Genomic DNA, 24279 nt, shown 5'->3' with positions numbered 1-24279 from the left:
CCGGAACACACCCGGCACAATCGGAAACGTGACCGAATCAGAGCAGCAGGTGGCCACCGCGGATCTCGCCGACGAGATCGGGCCCGATATCCGCAGTTGTGACACCCAGTTCATCCAGTTCGGCGGCCACCAGGTCTTCTCCGGCCGGATCACCACGATCCGCTGCTTCCAGGACAATCTGCTGGTCAAGCAGACGCTCGGGGAGCCCGGTGCCGGGCAGGTCCTGGTCGTCGACGGCGGCGCGAGCGTGCACACCGCTCTGGTGGGCGATGTCATCGCCGGCCGCGGGGTAGACAACGGCTGGGCCGGGGTCGTGGTGAACGGCGCGGTCCGCGACTCGGCGATTCTGCGAACCCTGGGTATCGGTGTGAAGGCGCTGGGCACCAACCCGCGCAAGAGCACTCAGACCGGGAGCGGCGAGAAGAACGTCCCGGTGGAGTTCGGTGGCGTGACCTTCGTCCCCGGCGAGATGCTCTACAGCGACCACGACGGCATCGTGGTCCGCGCCGAGTCCTGATCGGCGCGGCCGGGCACAGACGAGATCAGCCGCCGCTCACCCTGGCGGAGTGGCCGGCGATGGCGACCACATCACCGACCTGCAGCTGCCGTCCACGGCGCAATTCGACCTCGTCGTTCACGCGCACCAGACCGGCCGCGATAACGGTTTTGGCCTCCGACCCGGATTCGATCAGATTGGCGAGTTTCAGGAACTGCCCGAGCCGTATGGCGCCGTCGTCGATCGGCACATCGATGGGATCCGACATGGGTTCATGCTTACTCCCCCGGTCACGGCGCTATCCGACCGGCCCCGCGCACTCGGTGGGCGGATCGACCCGGATCCGTAACAACAAGACATTTCCGGCATTTCACGGCCGCTGCGCGCGCCACGCCCGGGACCCGCTTTCCCATATCGGCCAACCGTGCCCGCGCACAGGGAAATACATGCGTTTCCGGCGCGATATACCACTAACACGCCGGGCCACAGCCATGATTCGGTGATTGCTGGCGGCAGACTGGAGCCGTGATATCCACGCAGGAACCGCACCACCCCGCACCACCCGGCCCATCCGGCACGCCCGGGCGGTTCGCGGCGATACCGCGTGTCGCCGCGCTGGTACCGGGTGTATTCACGGCCGCCTGCCTCCTGTGGAGCCTCTCCCCGGCGTTGTCGGGGGCGCTGGCAGGCGCCCGCCACTACCTGGACCGCTATTACCTCTACGCACCCGATACGAACCTGCTGTGGGCCGGACTGACCGGATTGCTGACGATCGGGCTGGCCGGGCGCAAGCGGATCGCCTGGTGGGCGCTGTCGCTCTACCTGGCGAGCCGGATCCCGGCCGACCTGGCCGATCTCGTGCGCACACACGACCGGCATGCCGCGGTGGCCGCACTCCTGCAGCTGGTCGCACTGACCGTACTGGTCCTGAGCCGCGCGGAATTCGCCGCCCGTGTCCGCCATTGCGCGTTGCGCCCGGCCGCGGTGACGCTGGCCGCCGGTCTGCCGATCGCGGCCGTGGCCGGGTGGGGTGTGGTCCAGGTGCTGCCCGGATCGCTGCCGACCACCGGGCAACGCGCCATATGGGTCATCACCGAACTCACCGCGCACCTGATACCCGGCTCACCGGAAACCGCCGGCGTACCGTCTTTCCCGGCCCAGTTCCTGGTCGGGCTGTTCGGCGCGCTGGCGTTCGGGGCGAGCGCCGTGGTCCTGCACCGCACCCGGCGTACCGAATACGCACTCACCGCCGCCGACGAATCGGCGCTGCGCGAACTGCTGGCGGGAGCGGATTCCGCCGGTTCGATCGACTATTTCGCGACCCGCCGGGACCGGTCCCTGATCTTCACCCCGAACGGCAGGGCGGCCATAGGCTATCGGGTGGAGTACGGCATCTGCCTTGCCCTCGGCGATCCCATCGGGGCGCGCGACTCCTGGCCGCAGGCGATCGAGACCTGGCAACGCCACGCCCGTGTCTTCGGCTGGCCGGTCGCGGTGATCGGAGCGAGCGAATCCGCCGTATCGGTCTACCAGCGCGCCGGGCTCACCGCGGTGACCTCCGGCGCGGAGGCCGTCCTCGACACCCGCAGCTTCTCGCTGGCCGCGCCGGAACTCGCGCCGGTACGGCAGTCGGTCACCCGGCTCCGCAAAGAAGGTGTGACAGTCCGGATCCGGCGGCACCGCGATATCGGCACCGCTGAACTCGCCCGGCTCACGGTACGTGCCGAGGACTGGCGCCGCGGTGAGACCGAACGCGGGTATCCGCTGCCGCTGGACCGGCTCGGCGACCGGCACGACGGCGACTGCCTGCTGGTGGAAGCCGTCGACGCCGACGACCGGGTGCTGGGAATGCTCTCCCTGGTCCCCTGGGGAAAGACCGGTGCCACACTGGAATTGCTGCGCCGCGCACCCGGCAGCAGCACGGAGACCACCGACCTGCTGATCGCGGAACTGGCGCTGCGCGCCGAACAGCACGGCATCCACCAGGTCTCGCTGAGTTTCACACTGTTCCGGTCGGTGTTCGAGGCGGCGGCGCGCGAGTACGTGCCGGTGACATACCGGAAGCCGCCGGCCGCGTTGCATACCGCGGCCGGTCTCCTGCGCGGCGCCCGCACCCTGCCGCTGGCGTTCTCGCGCTGGTGGCAGCTGGCCCAGTTGCACCGCGCGAGTATGCGGTACCAGCCCCGGTGGGAACCTCGCTACGTCCTGTGCGATTCCTCGCGCGACCTGGCGCGTATCGCCGTCGCCGCGGCGCACGCCGAAGGTCTGCTGGCCCGGGCGGGCGGAAGATCCACGGCCTTCACGCATACCGGCCGGCACCGCGCCGCACCGGAACATCGGGTACCTCTACGTGCCGGCGCGAATACCGGGCCGGTGGCGGGTGAACCGGAGCAGATCGCGGCGCACCGCCCCGAACAGGTTCGCGTGCGTATCGAGAAGCTGGACCGGCTCGCCGCCGCGAATATCGACCCCTATCCCCTGCCGTTCCCGCCGACCCACACGGTGGCCGCCGCCCGCCGGACCCCGCGCGGGACGACTGTGCGCGTCTCGGGGCGTCTGCTGCGCCGCCGCGACTACGGCGGTGTGATCTTCGCGGTGGTCCGGGACTGGACCAGCGATATCCAGCTGCTGCTCGACCGCGACCGGCTCGGCCGGCGACGCCTCGACGAATTCGGTGAACTCGTCGATCTGGGGGATCTGGTGTCGGTCAGCGGTCAGCTGGGCTACAGCCGGCGCGGTGAACTGTCCCTGTTGGTGGCGGATTGGCGGATGCTGGGCAAATGCCTGCACCCACTCCCGGACAAATGGCGCGGCCTCAACGACCCCGAGGTCCGCATGCGGCGCGGTTACCTGGACCTCATGATCGACCGGGAAGCGCGCGAACTGCTGGCCCGGCGCAGTGCGGTGCTACGGACTCTGCGCGATGCCCTGCACGACTGTGGGTTCCTGGAGGTCACCACACCGGTGCTGCAGCACAGCCCCGGCGGTGCGGCCGCCCGGAGTCTGCGCACCCGTATCGATGCGGACAACACCGATCTGCATCTGCGGGCCGCGCCGGAGCCGGCACTGAAACGACTGTGTGTCGGCGGGGTCGAGAAACTGTTCGAACTGGGCCCGGGTTTCCGCAACACCCGCGCCGATACCCGCCACCTGCCCGAATACACCGTGCTGGAGGCCTACGAGGCACATAGTGATCATCGGCGCATGATGACGCTGTGCCGGCAGTTGGTGCAGCAGGCCGCGCTGGCCGCCAATGATTCGATGATCGCCATGCGGCCGACCCCGGACGGTTCACTGCATGCCGTGGACATCTCCGGTGAATGGCGGGTGCGGTCGGTATACGAGGCGCTGTCGACGGAGCTCGGTGTCGATATCTCTCCCCGGACCGCACTACCGGACCTGCGGGAACTGTGCGATAAGGCCGATATCGTCGCTCAGCCCGGCTGGGACGAGGGCCGCACGGTCTACGCGCTCTACGAGCGGCTGGTGGTGGAGACCACTCGGGAACCCACCTTCTACACCGATTTCCCGAGCTCGGTGTCGCCGCTGGCCCGCCCGGCCCGCCGCGACCCCGCCCTGGCCGAACGCTGGGATCTGGTGGCGTGCGGTATCGAACTCGGGTCGGGGTGCAGCGAACTCACCGATCCGGTGGAACAGCGGCGACGGCTGGCCGCCCAGTCCCGGCTCGCGGCCGACGGCGGGCAGGCGGCCATGGAACTCGACGAGGAATTCCTGTGCGCACTCGAGCACGCCATGCCGCCGACCGGCGGTCTCGGCCTCGGCGTGGACCGGGTGATCATGCTGCTGACCGGGCGCGCGCTCCGGGAGACCCAGACGTTCCCTTTGGTGCGGCCCCGCTGATCAGGCATCTCCCCAGTACGGATCGTAGGGAAGGTTTCCGGCCCGCCGCTCGGGGAAGTACGGTGTAGTGACTTCGGCCCCGGGAGGAGGGGCCTTCCTTCGGAACGGGGTTCGATTTGAGTTACGTGGATCTGCTCACCCACGCCGGCCAGGTGGACTATTCGGCGTGGGCCAACACCGATACGCTGGCGTCGGCTGTCGAGTTCACCGCCCGCAAGCGGAGCAAGGGCAAGGGCGGTGGCGGCTTCGGTCTGTTCGGCCTGATCTGCTGTGTGGTCGTGGTGGTGATCATCGTCGCCGTCATCCTGCTGGCCCGGAAGAAGAAGAGCGACAACAACTCCTCGGGCCAGTTCCCCCAGCCGGGCCAGCCTCCCCAGGGTGGCTATCCGCAGCACGGCGGTTACCCCCAGCAGGGCGGTTACCCCCAGCAGGGCGGCTATCCCCAGCAAGGTGGCTATCCCCAGCAGGGCGGTTACCCCCAGCAGGGCGGCTATCCGCAGCAGGGCGGCTACCCCTCCGACCCGAACTACCCCAATCCCCCGCAGGGCGGCCAGCCGCCTTACCCGCCCACCGGGCAGTAACCCACTCGCACCCAGGGCCCGGTTCGCCGCGATGTCGGCGAACCGGGCCCTGCTGCGTTACGGAAACGCGCGGCGGTCCGCCGCCACCGACCTTCGCGCCACCGACCTTCGACCCCTCGGCGCCGCCTGTTCTCGATCGGCCGCCGAGCCGCCACCTCGCTGCCGATCCGCGCGCCCGATGCGGCAGAGTGGACCCGTGCAGTTGATACTCGTTCGCCATGGCCAGCCGCTCCGGGTCGAGAATGCCGGGCAGGCGGCCGACCCCGGTCTGGCGCCCATCGGCGTGGATCAGGCCGAACGGGTACCGGCCGCCCTGGAACACCACCGCATCGTCCGGGTGATCAGCAGCCCGCAACGCCGCGCCCGCGAAACCGCGGCGCCCACCGCCGCGAAGCTGGGCCTGGCCGTGGACATCATGGATGATCTGGCCGAATACGATCGCGACCTGCCGTCCTATATCCCGATCGAGGACGCGAAGGTGGAGTTCCGGGACACCTACGACAGAATCAAGGCCGGGCACCTACCGCTGCAGATCGATGCCGATGCCTTCCGGCACCGGGTGCACGACGCGATCACCGAGATCGCCTCCACCACTCCCGCCGCCGACACCGTGGTGGTGTTCGCGCACGGCGGCGTCATCAACGTCACCCTGCAGGACATTCTCGGTCTGGCCCGGCCGCTGACCTTTCCGATCGACTATTGCTCGATCACCCGGATCCTGTTCTCCCGGACCGGTCGCCGCACCGCGGCGACCGTGAACGAGAACGGACACGTCTGGGAATTGCTACCCCGGAATATCTCCGGCTGATCAGGCCATTCCGGCGATCCAGTTGTGCATCCACGACAGCGCGGTCTGGCCGCCGCCGACCTTGTAGCTGCCGTAGGCGACATGCGACTCGGACCGGTAGAAGGTGTCGAGATCCTTCACCCGCTGTTCGTTGGCGCCGCGGGTCAGCTGGGCCTGCAGCGTGGGCAGCCCGCCCTTGGAGATCAGGTCACTCACGATGGCGCCGACTTCCAGCTGGTAACGCCAGATATTGGCCGGGTTCGCGTCGGAGCTCTGCGCGAGGAAACCGGCGAACCGGGTGACGAAATCGTCGGAGGCGGTGGCGCAGTAGAGATCGTCGGGGATGCACACCGTGCGGGTACGGTCGCTGACCCAGCCGAATCCACCGACCCGGGGGCCGCCGGCACCGGCGCCCGGCGCGGGCGGGCCGACCTGGATATCACCGGGCGCCCGCCGCGGATCGGAGATCAGCCCGACGCCCGCGATGCTTTCCGGCCGGATCGCACCGAGCCCGGTACCGATCTCGGCGGCGAGATCACCGGCGGCGTCGGCGCCCTGGCTGTAACCCACCAGCGCGATCTTGGTGGCGCCGCAGCGCTGGACCATATCGGTGATCATGCCGCGCGCATTGGACACGGCCTCGTTCTTCGAATCGGCATAGATATCGCCTTCCCACGGGAAAGCGGTCGCCGCGTAGGTGACATAGTCGACCTTCGCCGAGGACGGTAGACCGTTGGTCACCCGGGCGAGCATGCCCGGAGTGGGGCGCTTGTCGTGGCCGGTTTCCCAGGTTCCGGGAATCGCCACCACATAGAGACTCGGGCATCCGGGGTCCGCCGAGGCAACCGATCCCCCGAAAACCATTCCCGACGCAACCGCCGCACAGGCACCCAACGCCGCGGCAACCCTTTTGAACTGCATTCTGCTCCAGTCAACCCTGGCCCCTGATCGGGACGCTCCCGTTAAGCCATCGCCAAGATGCTGAACTCGGCCGATGACACCGATGTGTGTAACAGGTGAACAACAACCACGCGTCACAACTACACGATCGGATCACGATCTCGTACCGAGACACACCGGAGATAACAATAGAGCGACGATCTTGGTATCGCCAGCCCAACTCCCACGCCGAGCACCGGATACGGCCGGTTGCCGGGTATCACCGGAAATGCAGCGTGCGAATTCCGCCCCCGCCCGAAATATGTCGGCGCGGTGCCCCCGAGAAACCGGGAACACCGCGCCGTAGCGTATTCATTTGTGCCGGAGCGTCTCCGGTTCGGCGGTAGCGGACCGCCGTCCCGCGGTCAGCGCTGGGCGACAGCGGTCGGCGGGATCGGCGCGGGCAGCGCCGTCTCGCCCTCGAGGTACCGGTCCACCGACGAGGCGGCGGCCCGGCCCTCGGCGATCGCCCAGACAATCAGGGACTGACCGCGCCCCATATCACCGGCGACGAACACGCCGGGGATGTTGGTGGCCCAGTTCTTGTCCCGCTGGACATTCCCACGCTGGTCGTAGCCGACACCGAGATCGGTGAGCAGGCCCGGCTTGTCGGGGCCGACGAAGCCCATGGCCAGCAGCACCAGATCCGCCTCGAGGGTGAAATCGGTGCCCTCGACCTTCTCGAACCGGCCGTTGACCATCTTGACCTCGTGCGCGTCCAGCCCGGTGACCTTGCCGTCCGCCCCGACGAAACGTTCGGTGTTCACCGAGAACACCCGCTCGCCGCCCTCTTCGTGCGCCGAGGACACCCGGTACATGAGCGGGTAGGTCGGCCAGGGAGTGGAGCCGGCCCGCTCCTCCGGCGGCCGCGGCATGATCTCGAACTGGTGCACGCTGGCCGCGCCCTGGCGGTGCGAGGTGCCCAGGCAGTCGGCGCCGGTGTCACCGCCGCCGATGATGACGACCTTCTTACCGTGCGCGTGGATCGGCGGCAGACCCTTGTCGTCGGTCACCGGATCACCGTGCTGGACCCGGTTGGCCCACGGCAGGAATTCCATGGCCTGGTGGATGCCGTCGAGTTCGCGACCGGGGATGGGCAGATCGCGCGCCTGGGTGGCGCCACCGGCGAGCACTACCGCGTCGAACTGCTCGCGCAGCTCATCGGCGGTGATATCGACACCGACATTGACGCCGGGCTTGAAGATGGTGCCCTCGGCCTCCATCTGGGCCAGGCGGCGGTCGATGAAACGCTTCTCCATCTTGAATTCCGGGATGCCGTACCGCATCAGACCGCCGATGCGGTCGGCCCGCTCGAACACGGTCACGGTGTGGCCGGCCCGGGTCAGCTGCTGTGCGGCGGCCAGCCCCGCGGGGCCGGACCCCACGATGGCGACCTTCTTGCCGGTGAGCCGGGTCGGGTAGACCGGCGCGACCCAGCCCTCGTCGAAGGCGTTCTCGATGATCTCGACCTCGACCTGCTTGATGGTCACCGGGTCCTGGTTGATCCCGAGCACGCAGGACGCCTCACACGGCGCCGGGCACAGCCGACCGGTGAACTCCGGGAAGTTGTTGGTCGCGTGCAGCCGGTCGATACCCTCGCGCCAGCGGTCCTTGTAGACCAGGTCGTTCCATTCCGGAATCAGGTTCCCCAGCGGGCAGCCGTTGTGACAGAACGGAATACCGCAGTCCATACAGCGGCTGGCCTGCCGCTGCAGGGTCTCGTGCGGAAAACCCTCCTGGTAGACCTCTTTCCAGTCCATCAGGCGCAGCGGCACCGGACGGCGGGCGGGTAGCTCCCGGGACGTGTGCTTCAGAAATCCTTGGGTGTCACCCACGAGCGGCCCCCGAATGGTCACAGCGCCTCGTCGACGCCCTCTGCGGAATTGTCTTACTAGCCACGAGCGGCCTCCATGATCGCCTCGTCGACGTCCTTACCGCTCTTCTCGGCCTCGGAGATAGCGAGCAGCACCTTCTTGTACTCGCGCGGCATGACCTTTACAAAGTGGTTGACCTGCTGGGACCAATCGCCCAGGATCCGTTCGGCCACCGCCGAGCCGGTCTGATCGCGGTGCTGGCCGATGATGTCGCGCAGCCAGGTGAAATCGTCACCGGACAGCGGTTCGATGGCTTCGGCCTGTTCCGGGTTGACCCGGCCGGCGAAGGTGCCGTCGGGGTCGTAGACGAACGCCAGGCCACCGGACATACCGGCGCCGAAGTTGCGTCCGGTGTCACCCAGGATGACGACCCGCCCACCGGTCATGTACTCGCAGGCGTGGTCACCGACGCCCTCGACCACCGCGGTGGCGCCGGAGTTGCGCACGGCGAACCGTTCGCCGACCACACCGCTGATGAACGCCTGGCCGCTGGTCGCGCCGAACAGGATGACGTTGCCGGCGATGATGTTGTCCTCGGCCCGGAAATCGGCCGGGGCGTTGGGCGCCGGGCGGACCACCAGGTGGCCACCCGAAAGACCCTTGCCGACATAGTCGTTCGCGTCGCCCTGCACCCGCAGGGTGATACCGGCGGGGACGAACGCGCCGAAGCTGTTACCGGCCGAGCCGGTGAGCGTGATGTCGATGGTGTCGTCGGGCAGGCCGGCGCCACCGTAGAGCTTGGTCACCTCGTGGCCGAGCATGGTGCCGACCGTGCGGTTCACGTTCGTGATCTTGGTGTCGATCCGGACCGGCTTGCCGTACTCGAGCGCGTCGCGGCTCTGCGCGATGAGCTCGTTGTCCAGCGCCTTGTCCAAGCCGTGGTCCTGCTCCTTGGTCCGGCGGCGGTCCTGGAACATGAACGCCGTCTCGACATCGTCGAGGATGGGCGAAAGATCCAGTTTGCTCGCCTTCCAGTGCCGCTTGGCCTTGGCGGTGTCGAGCAGATCGACCCGGCCGATAGCCTCGTCCAGCGTGCGGAAACCCAGCTCCGCCAGCAGTTCCCGGACTTCCTCGGCGATGTACATGAAGAAGTTCACGACGAACTCGGCCTTACCGGTGAAGCGTTCCCGCAGCACCGGATTCTGGGTGGCCACGCCGACCGGGCAGGTGTCGAGGTGGCAGACCCGCATCATGATGCAGCCCGAGACCACGAGCGGCGCGGTCGCGAAACCGTATTCCTCGGCGCCCAGCAGGGCCGCGATCATCACGTCACGGCCGGTCTTCATCTGGCCGTCGACCTGCACCACGATCCGGTCACGCAGTCCGTTGAGCAGCAGGGTCTGCTGGGTCTCGGCCAGGCCGAGCTCCCACGGGCCACCGGCGTGTTTGAGCGAGGTCAGCGGGGAGGCGCCGGTCCCACCGTCGTGGCCGGAGATGAGTACCACGTCGGCGTGCGCCTTGGAGACACCCGCCGCGACCGTGCCGACGCCGGGCTCGGCGACCAGCTTCACGTGGATCCGCGCCTGCGGATTCGCGTTCTTCAGGTCGTGGATGAGCTGCGCCAGATCCTCGATCGAGTAGATGTCGTGATGCGGCGGCGGCGAGATCAGGCCGACACCCGGGGTGGAGTGGCGGACCTCGGCGACCCACGGGTACACCTTGTGCGCGGGCAGTTGGCCGCCCTCACCGGGCTTGGCACCCTGGGCCATCTTGATCTGGATATCGGTGCAGTTGGTCAGGTAGTGCGCGGTCACGCCGAAGCGGCCCGAGGCCACCTGTTTGATCGCGCTGCGCCGCCAGTCGCCGTTGTCCTCCGGCTCGAAGCGGGCCGGCGATTCGCCACCCTCACCGGAGTTGGAGCGGCCGCCGAGACGGTTCATGGCGATGGCGAGGGTTTCGTGCGCCTCGGCCGAGATGGAGCCGTAGCTCATGGCGCCGGTGGAGAAGCGCTTCACGATCTCGGACGCGGGCTCGACCTCCTCGATCGGGATCGGGGAGCGCGCGCCCTTCTTGAACCGGAACAGGCCGCGCAGCGAGGCCAGCCGCTCGGACTGGTCGTCGACCAGCTTGGTGTACTCCTTGAAGATCGAGTACTGACCGCTGCGGGTGGCGTGCTGCAGTTTGAAGACGGTGTCCGGGTTGAAGAGGTGGTACTCGCCCTCACGCCGCCACTGGTACTCGCCGCCCACCTCGAGCTCGCGATGCGCGCGCTCGTTGCGGTTCTCCAGGAACGCCACGGCGTGCCGGGTCGCCACATCGGTGGCGATCTCGTCCAGGCCGATCCCGTCCAGATGCGAGCGCAGTCCGGTGAAGTACTCGTCCACCAGTTCCTGCGACAGGCCGATCACCTGGAACAGCTGCGCGCCGTTGTAGGAGGCGACGGTGGAGATGCCCATCTTGGACATCACCTTCAGCACGCCCTTGCTGGCGGCCTTGTTGTAGTTCGCGACGGCCTTGCGGTAGTCGGCGGCCAGGTCCCCGGTGCTGCCGGGGATCTCCAGCGCGCCGCGCTCGAGCATGTCCTCGATCGACTCGAAGGCCATGTAGGGGTTGATCGCGGCGGCGCCGAAACCGACCAGCGTGGCCATATGGTGCACCTCGCGGGCGTCACCGGCCTCGACCACCAGGCCGACCATGGTGCGGGTGCGCTCCCGGACCAGGTGATGGTGCACCGACGCGGTCAGCAGCAGCGACGGGATCGGCGCGAGCTTCTCGTTGGATTCGCGGTCGGACAGCACGATGATCCGGGCACCGCCGTCGATGGCGGCCGAGACCTGGGTGTTGATCGCGTCCAGCGCCCGGCGCAGACCGGCGCCCCCGGCCGCGACCTCGTACAGGCCGCGCACCACGACCGAGCGCAGCCCGGGCTGGCTGCCGTCGTCGTTGATGTGGACCAGCTTGGCCAGTTCGTCGTTGTCGATGATCGGCTGCTGGATCACGATCTGCCGGCAGGATGCCGGGCTCGGATGCAGTAGATCGGACTCCGGGCCGATATGGCGGCGCAGGCTGGTGACGACCTCTTCCCGGATGGCGTCCAGCGGCGGGTTGGTGACCTGCGCGAACTGCTGGGAGAAGTAATCGAACAGCAGCCGCGGGCGCGCCGACAGCACCGCGATCGGAGTGTCGGTACCCATCGAACCCAGCGCCTCGGCACCGGTCTTGGCCATCGGCGAGATCAGCAGGTTCAGTTCCTCGGTGGTGTACCCGAAGATCTGCTGGCGGATCAGCACGCGATCGTGCGACATGTGGATATGGGGCCGGTCCGGGAGGTCGGAGAGGTGCTTGATGCCCTCGTCGAGCCACTCGCGGTAGGGGTGTTCGGCGGCCAGTTGCGCCTTGATCTCGTCGTCTCCGACGATGCGCCCCTGGGCGGTGTCCACCAGGAACATACGACCGGGCTGCAGGCGGATCTTGCGGACGACCTTGGACTGGTCGATATCGAGGACACCGACCTCGGAGGCCATGACCACCAGACCGTCGTCGGTGACCCAGACCCGGCTCGGGCGCAGACCGTTGCGGTCCAGGACGGCGCCGATGACGGTACCGTCGGTGAAGCACACCGACGCCGGGCCGTCCCACGGCTCCATCAGCATCGAGTGGTACTCGTAGAACGCCCGGCGTTCCGGGTCCATGTTCTCGTTGCGTTCCCATGCCTCGGGAATCATCATCAGTACCGCGTGCGGCAGGCTGCGACCGCCGAGGTGGAGCAGTTCCAGAACCTCGTCGAAGCGAGCGGTATCGCTGGCCCCGGGGGTACAGACGGGGAAGATCTTGTCCAGCCGGTTCTTACCGGCCGAGTCCTTGCCGAATACGTCCGAACGCAGCAGCGCCTCACGCGCCCGCATCCAGTTCTCGTTACCGGCGACGGTATTGATCTCACCGTTGTGCGCCACCCGGCGGAACGGGTGCGCCAGCGGCCAGGACGGGAATGTGTTGGTGGAGAACCGGGAGTGCACGATGCCCAGGGCGCTCTCCACCCGGTCGTCCTGCAGGTCCAGGTAGAAGGCCCGCAGCTGCGGGGTGGTGAACATGCCCTTGTAGACGAAGGTCTGGCCGGACAGGCTCGGGAAGTACACCGACTCCTTGCCCACCGCGCCCTCGCCGGCGCCCGCGCGACCGAGTTCGTGCTCGACCCGCTTGCGGATCACGTAGGCGCGCCGTTCGAGATCCATCCCGGACAGCGGTTCGGCCGAATCGGCGGGCGAACCGATGAACACCTGCCGGAACAGCGGCATGGCATCCCGCGAGAGCGCACCGAGCGACGATTCATCGATCGGTACCTCGCGCCAGCCCAGGACCGTCAGGCCCTCTTCCTTGACGATCTTCTCGACGCCGTAGCAGGCGCGCGCGGCCTCGCGGCGGGCCTGCGGCAGGAAGGCGATGCCGGTGGCATAGGAGCCTTCCGGCGGCAGGTCGAAGTCGACGACTGCCCGGAAGAACCGGTCGGGTACCTGGATGAGGATGCCCGCGCCGTCGCCGGAGTTCGGCTCGGCGCCCGCGGCACCGCGGTGCTCCAGATTCAACAGGGCCGTAATAGCCTTGTCGACGATGTCACGGCTGCGGCGGCCGTGCATATCACCGACGAAGGCGACACCGCAGGCGTCGTGTTCGTTCGCCGGGTCGTAGAGCCCGATGGGTCCGGGGGACCTGTGGCCAGGTAGTTGCGTCATGCCTCTGCCTTCGAGAAAGTCGACCTCGACGTGGTGCGGCCTTTGCGAGAACGCCCTGTCGAACGCCGGTACTGTCGAACGCTCCCTGCTTGGACTGCGTTCGTACGTTGGCCGACACCAGCCGCGCTGATGGTGTTCGGCGTGCAGTCACGTCTGAAGTTTTTCCACCTGTCGCCGCTGTGCGCAGGTACCCGCCGGTAACGAAACGCTTACGCGTTCGGAACCCGGGAGCGGGATTTCGCCCGCTAGGCTGGCCTGATCGGTGGTCGCCCGAGCATGCCCTTCGGCCGGACATGGGTATGTGCGGCGTAAGAGCAAACGATAAGCCAGGTCCGGGACCCAACCAACCAAGGTTGCCCTAATAATCGGATCTAGCTGGGCTTCTTCATTCGTTCCTCCACATATGCGCGTTTTCTAGTGTAAAGCAGCTTTCGGGGGCGAATCGATCCCGGATCGGCCCTCCGAACAGCGGTGATCCGTCGGTTCCGAGCCTTTCGGCGATGCCGCGCCGCATCCACCGAACCCACGCTCACCTGCATCGAAGATGAATTCCCGACAGCGGCGGAAGGCAAACCCATCAGCCTGCGGCTAACTGTTGCGCACCCCGATGAGATGTTCGTGACAGCCTCGTGACAAGCACAGAACATGATCCGACCGTTCGGCCTGTTTTCACCGAAGGCGCCCTCAGCACATGATCAGCAAACCGACTCCAGAGTGGTTTACGACACATTTTTCCGCCCGCGGCACGCATCGCTTGTGTTGCGCGAGCGAGGGTTTCGGCGGCCCTGTCGGTACGGCCCGGGCATCGCCCGAGGAGCGGTCACCGTATGCTGCGCGACACCCCTGTGAAGATCCCCACACCCGATCGCCAAGGGTCGATGGACAGGCGTGTGTCCTGTCACGCTGAGACAACGAATCGATGACAGCTGCAGAGGATATGGGCCCCATGAGCGTCACCGGCATGTTCATCCGGCTCGGCGGCGGGCAGCCCGCCGAAACCGCCGAGGGATACGAGCGCACGGGCTATACCGTCACCGGAGCCGGCGTGGCGCTGTTCGCCCTCGTCACCGGCGCGGTCACCGCCTCCGCCATGAGCGCCGCCGATCAACCACCCGCCGCGATCGCCGCCATCGCCCTGGTGGCCGGAGTCCTCGCCGGCCTGCTGGGCCGGGCACTGGCCGGGGCCGAACCCACCGCCCGCCCCGATCTGCCCGCCGGGACCCTCAATGTTCCGGCGGTCGCCGCGCGGGTGGGCATCGCACTGCTGGCCGGCGTGGTGGTGGCCGAGATGGCGGTGACTGTGCTGTTCGGCGGCACCGTGGACCGGATACTCGACGAGCGGGCCGCGACCGCGGCCGCCACGGCCCCGGCCGTCCGTACCGCTCAGGACGAGCTGGACCGCGCGGTCGCCGACCGCGCCGCGCTGGACGGGACCATCGCGGCGGCCGCCGCGGATATCGACAACGCCCTGATCATCGCCCGGTGCGAGTTCAATCCGACCCCGCAGTGCCCACAGACCAAGATCACCGGAGTGCCGGGCCGTGGCCCGGAGGCACAGACCGCGAACGCGATGCTCGACGATGCCCGCGCCGCGCTGAGCACCGCGCAGGACCGCGTGGCCCCACTGGACCAGCGGATCACCGACGCCCGCTTGGCCCTGCACGACGCGCAGGCCGCGGCGGGCGACGGTGACCGCGGGTTCGGTGCGCGGTGGTCGGCGGCACACGAATACACCATCGACGAGCTGGGCGCCCTGGGACTTCGGGCGCTGACCTGGCTGCTCTTCGGGCTGCTGGCGCTGCTGCCACTGATCCTGCGCTGGTGGCGCGGGGAGACCGCCCAGGAGCGGCGCCGGGCCGCCGACGCCGTCCGCGACCGCGCCGAACGCGCCGCCGACGCGGCGATCGCCGAGAAGGAGGCCCGGATCCGGGCCGATACCGCTGCCGTCCGGCTCGAGCAGCAGCTGACCGCGGCCGAACTGGCGGCCGAGGCCGACACCACCATCGACCGTGAACGCCAGCGCACCCGGGTCATCGCCGCGCTCGGTGGCCTGGAGATCGGGGTCACCGAACGCGACCCCGAACCCGTCGGCCCGGCAGCGGCCCGCAACGCCGCGCTGCCGCCGGGAAGTGGCGGGCCGGACCTGCCGGTACCGCTGGGCAAGGAGATCGCGGTCCGGCCGCCGGCGGGTCTGGAGCTCCCGATCATCGGTACCGTCCCGTTCACCGATACCGCCGCCAGCTGGATCCGCCCACTCGTCCCGGGTTTCGTCGGTTCGGCCATCGACACCGCCATCGACACCGCGAGCCGGCCGCTGCGCACCGCTCGCCAGGTACTCACCGAGGCCGAAGAGATCACCTTCACGCTGCGCCGGGCACGAAAGGTCAGCGTGGACACCGATATCGAGGATGCGGGCGTCGTCGGTAGCCGTTCGGCCGGCCGCCGGGGCGACACGAGGGACGCCGATATCACCCTGGGCGCGGATGCCATCGTGTCCGCCACAACCCATCTCGAGCCGGCCACGACCGCCGCGCTACCCACGGGTGGCGAACGAAAGATTCCCGCGCCTCGCGAACTGCCACCGGGCAGCTGATCACCGCGGCCGGCCTCACGACCGGCGGACTCGGGGACGACTCGGCCCGCACGCTCCCCCACGACCCGCCGCATCGGCGGGCACAACGCTGCCTCGGCCCCGGACGGGCGCGGACTGCCCCGGTGCCCATTAGACTCGGCCGCGTGCAGCCTGCCGCTGATACGGCCGGTTCCGTCGGGGCGGGAATACATCCGGAAGGTCGAGCCCGGACAGCGACGGTGCCGATCCGCCCGCTGAGTTTCCGGGAACTGCTCGACGCGCCCTTCGCTCTCCTGCAGGCCGATATCCGGACGCTGGCAGGCGCCGCCGCGGTGCTGCTGGTGCCCGGGGAACTGGTGGTGGCCGGGTCGATCGGGCTGGTCTCCCAGCTGACGGACGGTTCCGACACGGGGACCGCCCTCGCCGCCCTGTTCGCGACGCTCGGTACCGCCTGGGTCGTCCGGCTGGTCCTGCGCGGGGTCACGGTCACCACCGGCCTGGCCCGGGTCGGCGGGACACCGATCCGGCTGCGGGAGAGTCTGCGCCGCACCGCCGGTAGGCTCGGCCCACTGCTGCTCACTCAGCTTTCGTTCACCGCCATCGGCGTGGCGGTCCTCGGTATCAGCGCTCTGCTCTTCCCGTTCACCTTTTTCGGCGGCCTGCTCTGGTTCGTGGTCACCTACCCCTGTTGCCTGCTCGGGCTGGCGTGGCTGCGCGCGCGTCACCTCGCGGCCGTACCGGTGCTGTTCGCCGAGGGCGCCGGTGCCGGTGCCGCGCTGTCGCGGTCGGGTGTGCTGGTCGCGAACCTGCGCGGCCGTCGCGCCGGTCTGTGGCTCTGCCAGCGCCTGCTCTTCACGCTGCTCGTCGCCCCGCTCCTGGGTCTCGTGCTGTTCGTCGGCGATATCTCGGGCACCCACCGGTGGGCGTTTCTGGTATTGGTCACCGTGGCCGGGCTGCTGCTCGGGGCCTTCACCGAGATCGTGGAATCCAGTGCCCGGGTGACCGGTTACCTGGACCTGCGTTGCCGGCGCGAGGGTGCCGATATCCGCATCCCCGACGGAGATGACCGGTGACCGATCCGTCCCGGTCCGTTCCGGATCCGCCCCGGCTGGATGCCGCCGTGGTCCACGCGGCCGCCGCCGAACACGCGGCCGCGCACGGTGACTTCGATACCGCGTTACGCGAACGCTTCCGGGCTGTCCTACGAGGACTGGAACAGCGCGACCTGCTCGAGGTGCGCCGATCGCGCACAGCCCGCGAAACGTCGCACGAAGCGGCGGCGCGCCTGCCCGCCGGAGTCTCCGGCGAATTCCCGTCCGCCGCCCGGTCGTTCGACGAGGTCGTCTACGGCGGCCGCCGGGCGGCGGAGGACGAATACCGCCGCCTGACCCAGGCCGACCGGTTCTCCGCGGCCGCGCCGCCCCCGGCGGCCGAACCGACCGATATCGAACCGGCCTGCCGCCGGGCACGATGGCGGCCGGGCTCCGGGGAATGGCCCGCGGTCCTGCGCGACCCCCGCTTCTGGGCCGGACTGGCCGCGGTGGCCCTGATCCTGCTCGTGCTGTACGCGGTCCTGCAGGGCTGCTCCGGCCCCACCGCACCGCCTGCCCCGGATGCACCGCCGATCGATCCGCCACCCATGGATCCACCGCCGAGTGGCGACTACGACCCGGACCTGCCCCGGCCCACCGGCGAGGACTCCCTCTTCGAGCGGACATCCGACCGGCTGGCCTTCGGCGGATTGCAGTTCCTGATCGCCGCGGCCCTGCTGGTGTGGTGGCGGGCACGGCGTCGCGGCACGGTGGTCGGCGAACCGCGGCCGGTGGAGGTCGCGGCCGACGAACTGCTGGACGGACAGGCCGGGCTCTACCGCCGTTCCAGGGATCACGCGCATATCGCGGGTGTGTTGCGCACCGCGACCGTGCGCAGATTGCGCCGCGCACTCGGCGCCGGGGCCTCCCCCGAGGAGCTGACGGCGGCGGTCGCCGCGCGGATCCGCGCCGACCCGGCCACTGTCGGGGCGGCCCTCTACGGGCCGGTGCCGGACGCGGCGGCCCTGCAACTCGTTGCCGCGCAACTCGAATGGATCGAAGCGGAGGTCGGATGACCAGTATTGACACCGGTAAGGACGGTACGGGAGCTGCCACGGCCCCCTCTCCCGCCGAGGCCGCCGCCGCCTTCGCGGCGCTGCGCACCGAGATCGGCAAGGCGGTGGTGGGTAATGACAACGCCGTCATGTACCTGGTGCTGGCGCTGCTGTGCCGCGGCCACGTGCTGCTGGAAGGGGTTCCCGGTGTGGCGAAGACCCTGCTGGTCCGGGCCCTGGCCACGGCCCTCGATCTACGGCACGCCCGGGTCCAGTTCACGCCGGACCTGATGCCGGCCGATGTCACCGGATCGCAGATCTACGATCCGCACTCGGCCGAGTTCACCTTCCGCGACGGTCCGGTGTTCACCAATCTGCTCCTGGCCGACGAGATCAACCGCACCCCGCCGAAAACCCAATCGGCGCTGCTGGAATCCATGGAGGAACGCCAGGTGTCGGTCGACGGTGCGCCCCGGCCGCTACCCGACCCCTTCGTCGTGGTCGCCACCCAGAACCCCATCGAGCAGGAGGGCACCTATCCGCTGCCCGAGGCACAACTGGATCGGTTCCTGTTCAAGGTCGATATCCATCTTCCCGACCGCGACGACGAGTTCCGTGTATTGCAGCGCCACTCCGAGGGATTCGACCCCCGCGACCTCACCGCCGCCGGGTTACGGCCGGTGGCCGGGCCGGCGCATATCGCCGCCGCCCGCTCCGCGATCGCCGCGATCACGGTTCATCCGGAAGTTCTCGCCTATATCGTCGATCTGTGCCGCGCCACCCGGATCGCGGCGGCGGTCCAGCACGGCGCGTCCACCCGCGGCGCCACCGCGCTCATGTCCGCGGCCCGCGCGCTGGCCTGGCTCAACGGACGGGGTTTCGTCACACCCGACGATGTGAAAACCGTTGCCGTGGCGGCCCTGCGCCACCGGCTGCGACTGCGCCCCGAAGCCGAACTGGACGGAGTCACCGGCGAACAGGTGATGGCCTCGCTGCTGCTGTCCGTCCCGGTCCCGGTGTAGCTCGTGGTCGTCACCGGCCGGCTCGTCGCCGTCGCGGCCGCCGCGGCCCTGGCGGTCACCGTGCTGGCTCCGTCCTGGGCCGCGGTCCTGGCGGCCAGTGCGCTCATTCTCACGCTCGCCGTGACCGACCGCTCGCTGGCCGCGCGGAGCGCCGAGGTGACGCTGCACCGGCCCGAGTTGTCGGTGCTGCGCCTGGGCACGCGCACCGAGGTCGAGCTGACGCTGACCAATACCGGATCCCGGACGGTGCGCGGCCTGCTCTGGGACGACTGGCCCGACAGCGCCGGTGCCGCCGCACGCGAACACCGGCTCGCGGTTCCGCCGTCCGGCCGGATCCGGCTGCGCACCACCCTCGCTCCCACCCACCGCGGCGACCGCACGGCCGGCCCGGTGACGCTGCGCCTGTGGGGGCCGTTGGGGCTGGCCGGGCATCAGTTCCACCGCAGCGTCCCCGCCCGGGTCCGCGCCCTGCCCCCGTTCCACAGCGAACGGCTCCTCGCCGCCAAGGTGAAACGGCTGCAGCATCTGGAAGGCCGCAACCTGGCCGATGTACGCGGCCAGGGCACCGAGTTCGACTCCTTCCGCGAATACGTGCCGGGCGACGATGTCCGCACCATCGACTGGCGGGCCACCGCACGAGCCACCGATGTCCTCGTCCGCACCTGGCGCCCGGAACGCAACCGGCAGGTGCTCATGCTTCTCGACACCGGCCGGATCAGCGCGGGGCGGGTCGGTGCGGGTACCCGCCTGGAGGCCTCGATCGAAGCGGCTCTCCTACTGGGCGGCCTGGCCGCGGCCGGGGGCGATTTGGTCGGGCTGCTCGCCTACGACCGGACGGTACGCGCCGAGGTACCCACCGGTGTCGGCCGCGGTATCCAGCCCAAACTCATGCATGCCCTGGCCGGTGTCACCCCTGCCCTGGTCGATACCGATGCCGAGGGGCTGGTCCGGGCCGCCGTACAACGGGCCCGGCGGCGCAGCCTTGTCGTCTGGTTCACCAGTCCGGACGGCGCGGCGGTCACCGAGAACCTGCTTCCGGTGCTGCCCGTCCTGGCCGAGCGACATCGGGTGCTGATCGTGTCGGTCATCGATCCCGATATCGCCGCCGCGGCAGCCGACCGCGGCAGCCCGGCCGCGCTGTACCGGGCGGCCGCCGCCGAATCGCGGATCGCCGACTACGCGGTTCTGCAGGAATCGCTGCGCCGGATGGGAATCGCCGTGGTCGCCGCAACCGCGTCCGAGCTGCCCGCGGCGCTGGCCGACGAGTATCTGGAACTCAAACGCTCCGCGGCCCTCTGAGGCCGTAGCCGGCCGGGTGCGCCCCCTCAGGGCATGGGAGCGAACGACACCGGCGGTAAGGCGAACGCCGCCGGTGGTGGGGGCGCCGGCAGGGCGCGCCGCTGGCGTTCGGCGATCACGCTGCCGAGGACCTGCACCGGCGGGTACCCGGCCGGCGGCGCGACCCGCAGTCGGCCGCACACCGCGTGCACGAGTGCGTGGCCGAGTTCGTATTGCGCCGCCGGGGTCAGCGAGTTGAACCGGGTCAAGTATTGCCGCACAGCGAGTGCCAGATCCTCGGGCAGGGCCGCAAGATCCAATTCGGCCGACCAGCCGGTGAGCCATACCGGCGGGACGGCCAACGCGGGTACCGACAGCCGCTGTCGCATATGCACCACCACTGTGCCCGCCAGCACGTCGCCCACTCGGCGCGCGTGCGGCGAGCACATCGAGCTCACCACCGCGATCACACCGAAGAGCCCGAGCATCCAGAAATCCACGATCGCGCCGGTGAGTCCCCGGGTCAGGGCGTGCCGGAAATCGATCGGGCCGCCGTCGGCACGCACCACCCGCAGGCCGAGAGCCAGTTTCCCCGGGGTGGCGCCGCGCAACAGGGTCTCGAATCCGACCGGATAGCCGACGAGCACGATGACCAGCGCGACGAGTGTCAGGGTGGTGAACCACGGGTCGGTGTCGTCGCCGCGGACGAGCAGCAGCGCGCCGGTGAACAATACGATCCCGAGTACGGCCTGCAGGATCAGGTCGAGTACGAACGCCGCCGCACGAGTCGGCACGCGGGCGACCGGCAGTTCGATCGCCACGGCTTCGCCCGTCGTGAATTCGGCCATATCGCATAGCATTCTTTCACGGCGGCCGGTTTCCGGCCCTGCGCCGGTGATACGGGGGGTACGGCCGCCGACATCGGTCGCCGAGTACGAGCCGTCACTGCCGTTGTGCGCGGTTCTCGGCGGGTGCCGGCGCCGGTACAGGCGGGAGCGGGAGGCGAACCCATGGATGTGGACGCATACAGCGCGAGGAACCGGCACCTGTGGGCCCGGTTGGACACGTTGTCTCGTCAACGCACCCTCACCGGGGCCGAAACCGACGAACTGGTGCAGTTGTACCGGCGAACCTCGCAGCATCTGGCCCGCTTACAGACCCACAGTCCCGAACCGGAACTGGTGGCCGGGCTCAGTGCGGTGATCGCCCGGGCCCGCGGCCGGATCGTCGGCAGCGCACCGAATACCTGGACCGAAGTCGTCCGGTTCGTCACTCACGGTTTCCCCGGCGCGGTGTATCGGGCGCTGGGCTGGTGGCTGGCCGTCGCGGTGATCTTCCTGAGTGTGGCAGCCGGATTCGCGGTCTGGATCGCGAACGGCCGGTCGGCTCGGGAAACGCTCGGCCTGCAGGGCGATACCGCTGTGCTGACCGCGCCCGGCGGCGCCTTCGAGACCTACTACACCGAGCATTCCAACGATGCGTTCGCCGCATTGGTCTGGACCAACAATGCGTGGGTCTCGGCGCTGGCCCTCTTTCTGGGGGTGCTCATCGTGCCCGTGCTCTACCTACTGTTCATGAATGCCCTGAATATCGGCATTACGGCGGGGTTGATGGCCGAGGCCGGGCGACTGGAATCGTTCTTCGGTTTCCTGCTTCCGCACGGAATGCTGGAGCTGACAGCCATTTTCATCGCGGGCGGCGCGGGACTGAAACTCGGCTGGACGCTGATCGATCCGGGCCGGCTCAGCCGGACCGAAGCGGTCGCCCGGCAGGGCCGCGCCACCGCCGCCATCGCCCTCGGTTTGGTCCCGACCTTGCTGGTAGCCGGACTTCTGGAGGGGTTCGTGACGCCGAGCGCGCTGCCCGCGCCGGCCCGGATCGCCATCGGCCTCGCCGCCGAGGCGGCCTTTCTCGCCTACATCTTCATCGCCGGCAGCCGAGCCGCCCGACCGGCCGAGTCGACAACGGCGAAAGTAGCGGTAGCGCAACTTTCGCGGTAACGGGCAGACAACCTCGAGCACACAGCAACCGACAGTGTTGTGTGAGGTCGCAGCAACGCGACTCGAACGACCTGCGTGGATTCCCCCATTTGAATTCCGCTGGCCGCAGCGAGTCGCCGCTCTAGCTGCGGCCAGCGTTACCGTCGACTCTACACAATCGTTATCCCTACGCAACCCGCTGCGGCTGAGGTCACAGGTACGCATCGCAGTTCGGCAAACATCCAGAAACCCCCACCTCGACCCTCATCCAGCTAACTTCCAGCAGGCGGTAGCGGACTTACAACGGTGCTTTCATTTGCAAGTACATTTGGTTTTTACTGGTCACGGACATATCCGTAACCATGGTTACGCACAACGGGAAACGGGTTCGCCATAGGGTTCACCCGAACCGCCGTTAACTCGGCTGTTCCCACGCCGACCTGCGCGTTCGCGCGGCGTTAACACGGTTGCCAGACGAGCGACACTAACGAAAAATACCTGGAGTTTGTTTAGCGCACACAAACCTGCCGCACCCCCCGTACAGCAACCCGGTAAACACCTCGCGGTAGTTAACCAAGCCGGTTCCAGGACGTGAACTGGGTCACCGGAGCCGTCCAGTGAGGCAACCCTCAGCAGCGCCGCCGCAATCGAAAAGTTCTTGTGTGACCTTGGTCTCATTCAGGCATACCGGGAGGACGGCGCACTGTTCGCGCCCGCCTCGACAACCGCGGCAGCTCCGCCTCGACCTGCCCGAACGCGCCTCCGGCACAGTCGAGTCGCGGCCCACGAGAAAGAAAAAGACCGCAACGGCGATCGCGACTCGCGCGAGCGCCGTTGCGGCCCCGGAACTTCATGAGAGATCACATGAGCGCGCCACCGTCGACCCGGATCTCGGTGCCGGTGATGTAGCGGCCGTCATCGGAACCGACCATCGCCACGACGCCGGCGATATCCTCCGGAGTGCCCAGGGCGCCACCGTTCAGCCAACCGGTCAGCCGGGCGAACAGCGTCCAGTCGGCGTCCTCCGGCTGTTCGGTGATGGATTCGGTGGTGATCCCGCTCATGATTCCGGCCGGGACGATATTGACCGCTCGCAATCCCTGCTTGGCGTACTCCAGGCCGATGGCGTGAGTGAAGGAGGCGACACCGCCCTTGGAGGCGGCATAGGCGGCCAGGTAGGGAGCCGACTGGAAAGCCGAGGTCGACGACAGGTTGATCACCACACCCCGGCCGGATTCCAGCAGGGCCGGCAGCAGCGCCTGGGTCACCAGGAATGTGCCCGTGAGATTCACGGTGATGACCCGGTTCCACTCGTCGAGCGGCATCTCGTGGGTACGAGCCGGTTTGAGGATGCCCGCGCAATTGACGAGCACATCCAATCCGCCCAGTGTTTCCAGCGCCGTCCCGGCGGCCGCGCGTACCGACTCTATATCCGCGATGTTCACCGCTACGGTGCTGAGCCGACCGGCCGCGTCGCCGGCTTTCTCCACCGTGGCTGCCAATCCGGGCTCGTTGATATCGGCAGCGACGAGCCGAGCTCCCTCCTCCAGCAGCCGCAGGGCCACGCCCTGGCCGATACCCGATCCCGCACCTGTCACCAGTACTCGACGGCCTTCATATCTCCGCATGGCATGAATTAGAACAGGTTCGATTCGGGAGTCAACGGGTTCCGCGGATTTTCCGACATGTTTCTGGAACACGTTCTAGATGATGGGCACGGCCGTGGCCGACCAATCATGACCAACGCCACACACCGACTTCCCGGACCGGCGTTCCGCGGTGGCCCGGACCTTCGCGACAAAAACGAAGAAGCCGTGGATCCGGTGATCCACGGCTTCTTCTCGGTGGGCGAAGGGGGACTTGAACCCCCACGTCCCGAAGGACACTGGCACCTGAAGCCAGCGCGTCTGCCATTCCGCCACTCGCCCGAGCGACGGTCAGACACTAGCACGGAGATGTCCGGGAGACGAAATCCCGTGGTCACGAGCTTTTCGAACCGGCCGCTGACCGGGAATCGAAGGGCGGAGACCGCCAGGAAGGGAACTCGGGCACGGTTCCGATAGTTACAGGTACAGCGGAACGTGGATATCATGCAGAGAACGTGCTCGTAGAACGACACGCCGTATTCGCGTGT

At 68.5% G+C, this 24279-nt stretch carries 16 protein-coding genes and 1 tRNA gene; 10 read left to right on the top strand and 7 right to left on the bottom strand.

Going from position 1 to position 24279, the window contains the following annotated elements:
* Window positions 1-28: 28 nt before the first annotated feature.
* Entirely contained in the window at window positions 29-517 is a 489-nt protein-coding gene (gene rraA / locus ON38_RS00275) for a ribonuclease E activity regulator RraA (protein WP_039821347.1), read from the top strand.
* A 25-nt stretch (window positions 518-542) separates the two neighbouring features.
* Here the strand turns inward: rraA and ON38_RS00270 are convergent, their stop codons facing one another.
* The gene (locus tag ON38_RS00270; protein WP_039821345.1) at window positions 543-764 is read right to left on the bottom strand and encodes an RNA-binding S4 domain-containing protein; all 222 of its coding nucleotides are present in this window, start codon (window positions 762-764) and stop codon (window positions 543-545) included.
* 257 nt (window positions 765-1021) lie between these two features.
* Between ON38_RS00270 and lysX the strand changes: the two genes are divergently transcribed.
* From lysX to ON38_RS00255, 3 genes are all read left to right on the top strand, one after another.
* The gene (lysX, locus tag ON38_RS00265) at window positions 1022-4357 is read left to right on the top strand and encodes a bifunctional lysylphosphatidylglycerol synthetase/lysine--tRNA ligase LysX (protein ID WP_051164215.1); all 3336 of its coding nucleotides are present in this window, start codon (window positions 1022-1024) and stop codon (window positions 4355-4357) included.
* A gap of 116 nt (window positions 4358-4473) precedes the next feature.
* Window positions 4474-4938: a hypothetical protein gene (locus tag ON38_RS36910; protein WP_176564622.1), complete on the top strand. Its 465-nt coding sequence runs from the start codon at window positions 4474-4476 to the stop codon at window positions 4936-4938.
* A gap of 196 nt (window positions 4939-5134) precedes the next feature.
* Window positions 5135-5746 (top strand): histidine phosphatase family protein, encoded by a 612-nt coding sequence (locus ON38_RS00255; protein WP_039821396.1) that lies wholly within the window; start codon window positions 5135-5137, stop codon window positions 5744-5746.
* Here ON38_RS00255 and ON38_RS00250 read toward each other — a convergent pair whose 3' ends face one another.
* The 3 genes from ON38_RS00250 to gltB form a co-directional block, all read right to left on the bottom strand.
* Entirely contained in the window at window positions 5747-6646 is a 900-nt protein-coding gene (locus tag ON38_RS00250; protein ID WP_039821343.1) for a cutinase family protein, read from the bottom strand.
* A 383-nt stretch (window positions 6647-7029) separates the two neighbouring features.
* Window positions 7030-8499, bottom strand: a complete 1470-nt coding sequence (locus tag ON38_RS00245; RefSeq protein ID WP_039821341.1) for a glutamate synthase subunit beta — start codon at window positions 8497-8499, stop codon at window positions 7030-7032.
* A 56-nt stretch (window positions 8500-8555) separates the two neighbouring features.
* The gene (gene gltB / locus ON38_RS00240; protein ID WP_039821339.1) at window positions 8556-13208 is read right to left on the bottom strand and encodes a glutamate synthase large subunit; all 4653 of its coding nucleotides are present in this window, start codon (window positions 13206-13208) and stop codon (window positions 8556-8558) included.
* 919 nt (window positions 13209-14127) lie between these two features.
* On the opposite strand from gltB, the gene ON38_RS00235 reads away from it, so the two are divergent.
* The 5 genes from ON38_RS00235 (at window position 14128) to ON38_RS00215 (ending at window position 20187) form a co-directional block, all read left to right on the top strand.
* Complete coding sequence (locus tag ON38_RS00235; protein ID WP_085995312.1) at window positions 14128-15801, top strand: DUF4407 domain-containing protein; 1674 nt, start codon at window positions 14128-14130, stop codon at window positions 15799-15801.
* 143 nt (window positions 15802-15944) lie between these two features.
* Complete coding sequence (locus ON38_RS00230) at window positions 15945-16853, top strand: hypothetical protein (RefSeq protein WP_039821337.1); 909 nt, start codon at window positions 15945-15947, stop codon at window positions 16851-16853.
* Window positions 16850-17887: a DUF4129 domain-containing protein gene (locus tag ON38_RS00225; protein ID WP_039821335.1), complete on the top strand. Its 1038-nt coding sequence runs from the start codon at window positions 16850-16852 to the stop codon at window positions 17885-17887. Before ON38_RS00230 ends, ON38_RS00225 begins: the two co-directional genes overlap by 4 nt.
* Window positions 17884-18888 (top strand): AAA family ATPase, encoded by a 1005-nt coding sequence (locus ON38_RS00220; RefSeq protein WP_039821333.1) that lies wholly within the window; start codon window positions 17884-17886, stop codon window positions 18886-18888. Before ON38_RS00225 ends, ON38_RS00220 begins: the two co-directional genes overlap by 4 nt.
* Window positions 18889-18891: 3 nt before the next feature.
* Window positions 18892-20187: a DUF58 domain-containing protein gene (locus ON38_RS00215; RefSeq protein WP_039821332.1), complete on the top strand. Its 1296-nt coding sequence runs from the start codon at window positions 18892-18894 to the stop codon at window positions 20185-20187.
* A 26-nt stretch (window positions 20188-20213) separates the two neighbouring features.
* On the opposite strand, the gene ON38_RS00210 is transcribed toward ON38_RS00215, so the two are convergent.
* Complete coding sequence (locus ON38_RS00210; RefSeq protein WP_051164211.1) at window positions 20214-21014, bottom strand: RDD family protein; 801 nt, start codon at window positions 21012-21014, stop codon at window positions 20214-20216.
* Window positions 21015-21176: 162 nt separating this feature from the next.
* Between ON38_RS00210 and ON38_RS00205 the strand changes: the two genes are divergently transcribed.
* On the top strand, window positions 21177-22166 hold the full coding sequence (locus ON38_RS00205; protein WP_039821330.1) for a stage II sporulation protein M: 990 nt from the start codon (window positions 21177-21179) through the stop codon (window positions 22164-22166).
* 839 nt (window positions 22167-23005) lie between these two features.
* Here the strand turns inward: ON38_RS00205 and ON38_RS00200 are convergent.
* On the bottom strand, window positions 23006-23773 hold the full coding sequence (locus tag ON38_RS00200; protein ID WP_039821328.1) for an SDR family NAD(P)-dependent oxidoreductase: 768 nt from the start codon (window positions 23771-23773) through the stop codon (window positions 23006-23008).
* 217 nt (window positions 23774-23990) lie between these two features.
* A tRNA-Leu gene (locus tag ON38_RS00195) sits at window positions 23991-24073 on the bottom strand.
* Window positions 24074-24279 lie beyond the last annotated feature (206 nt).

This window comes from Nocardia testacea NBRC 100365 (assembly GCF_000308775.1).
Classification (GTDB): domain Bacteria; phylum Actinomycetota; class Actinomycetes; order Mycobacteriales; family Mycobacteriaceae; genus Nocardia; species Nocardia testacea.
This window is presented reverse-complemented; position numbering and strand designations above follow the sequence as displayed.

Coding starts and splice junctions, on each gene's coding strand:
- ON38_RS00270 (WP_039821345.1), bottom strand. CDS start 764: ATGTCGGATCCCATCGATGTGCCGATCGACGACGGCGCCATACGGCTC.
- ON38_RS00250 (WP_039821343.1), bottom strand. CDS start 6,646: ATGCAGTTCAAAAGGGTTGCCGCGGCGTTGGGTGCCTGTGCGGCGGTT.
- gltB (WP_039821339.1), bottom strand. CDS start 13,208: ATGACGCAACTACCTGGCCACAGGTCCCCCGGACCCATCGGGCTCTAC.
- ON38_RS00235 (WP_085995312.1), top strand. CDS start 14,128: ATGACAGCTGCAGAGGATATGGGCCCCATGAGCGTCACCGGCATGTTC.
- ON38_RS00220 (WP_039821333.1), top strand. CDS start 17,884: ATGACCAGTATTGACACCGGTAAGGACGGTACGGGAGCTGCCACGGCC.
- ON38_RS00210 (WP_051164211.1), bottom strand. CDS start 21,014: ATGGCCGAATTCACGACGGGCGAAGCCGTGGCGATCGAACTGCCGGTC.
- ON38_RS00205 (WP_039821330.1), top strand. CDS start 21,177: ATGGATGTGGACGCATACAGCGCGAGGAACCGGCACCTGTGGGCCCGG.
- ON38_RS00200 (WP_039821328.1), bottom strand. CDS start 23,773: ATGCGGAGATATGAAGGCCGTCGAGTACTGGTGACAGGTGCGGGATCG.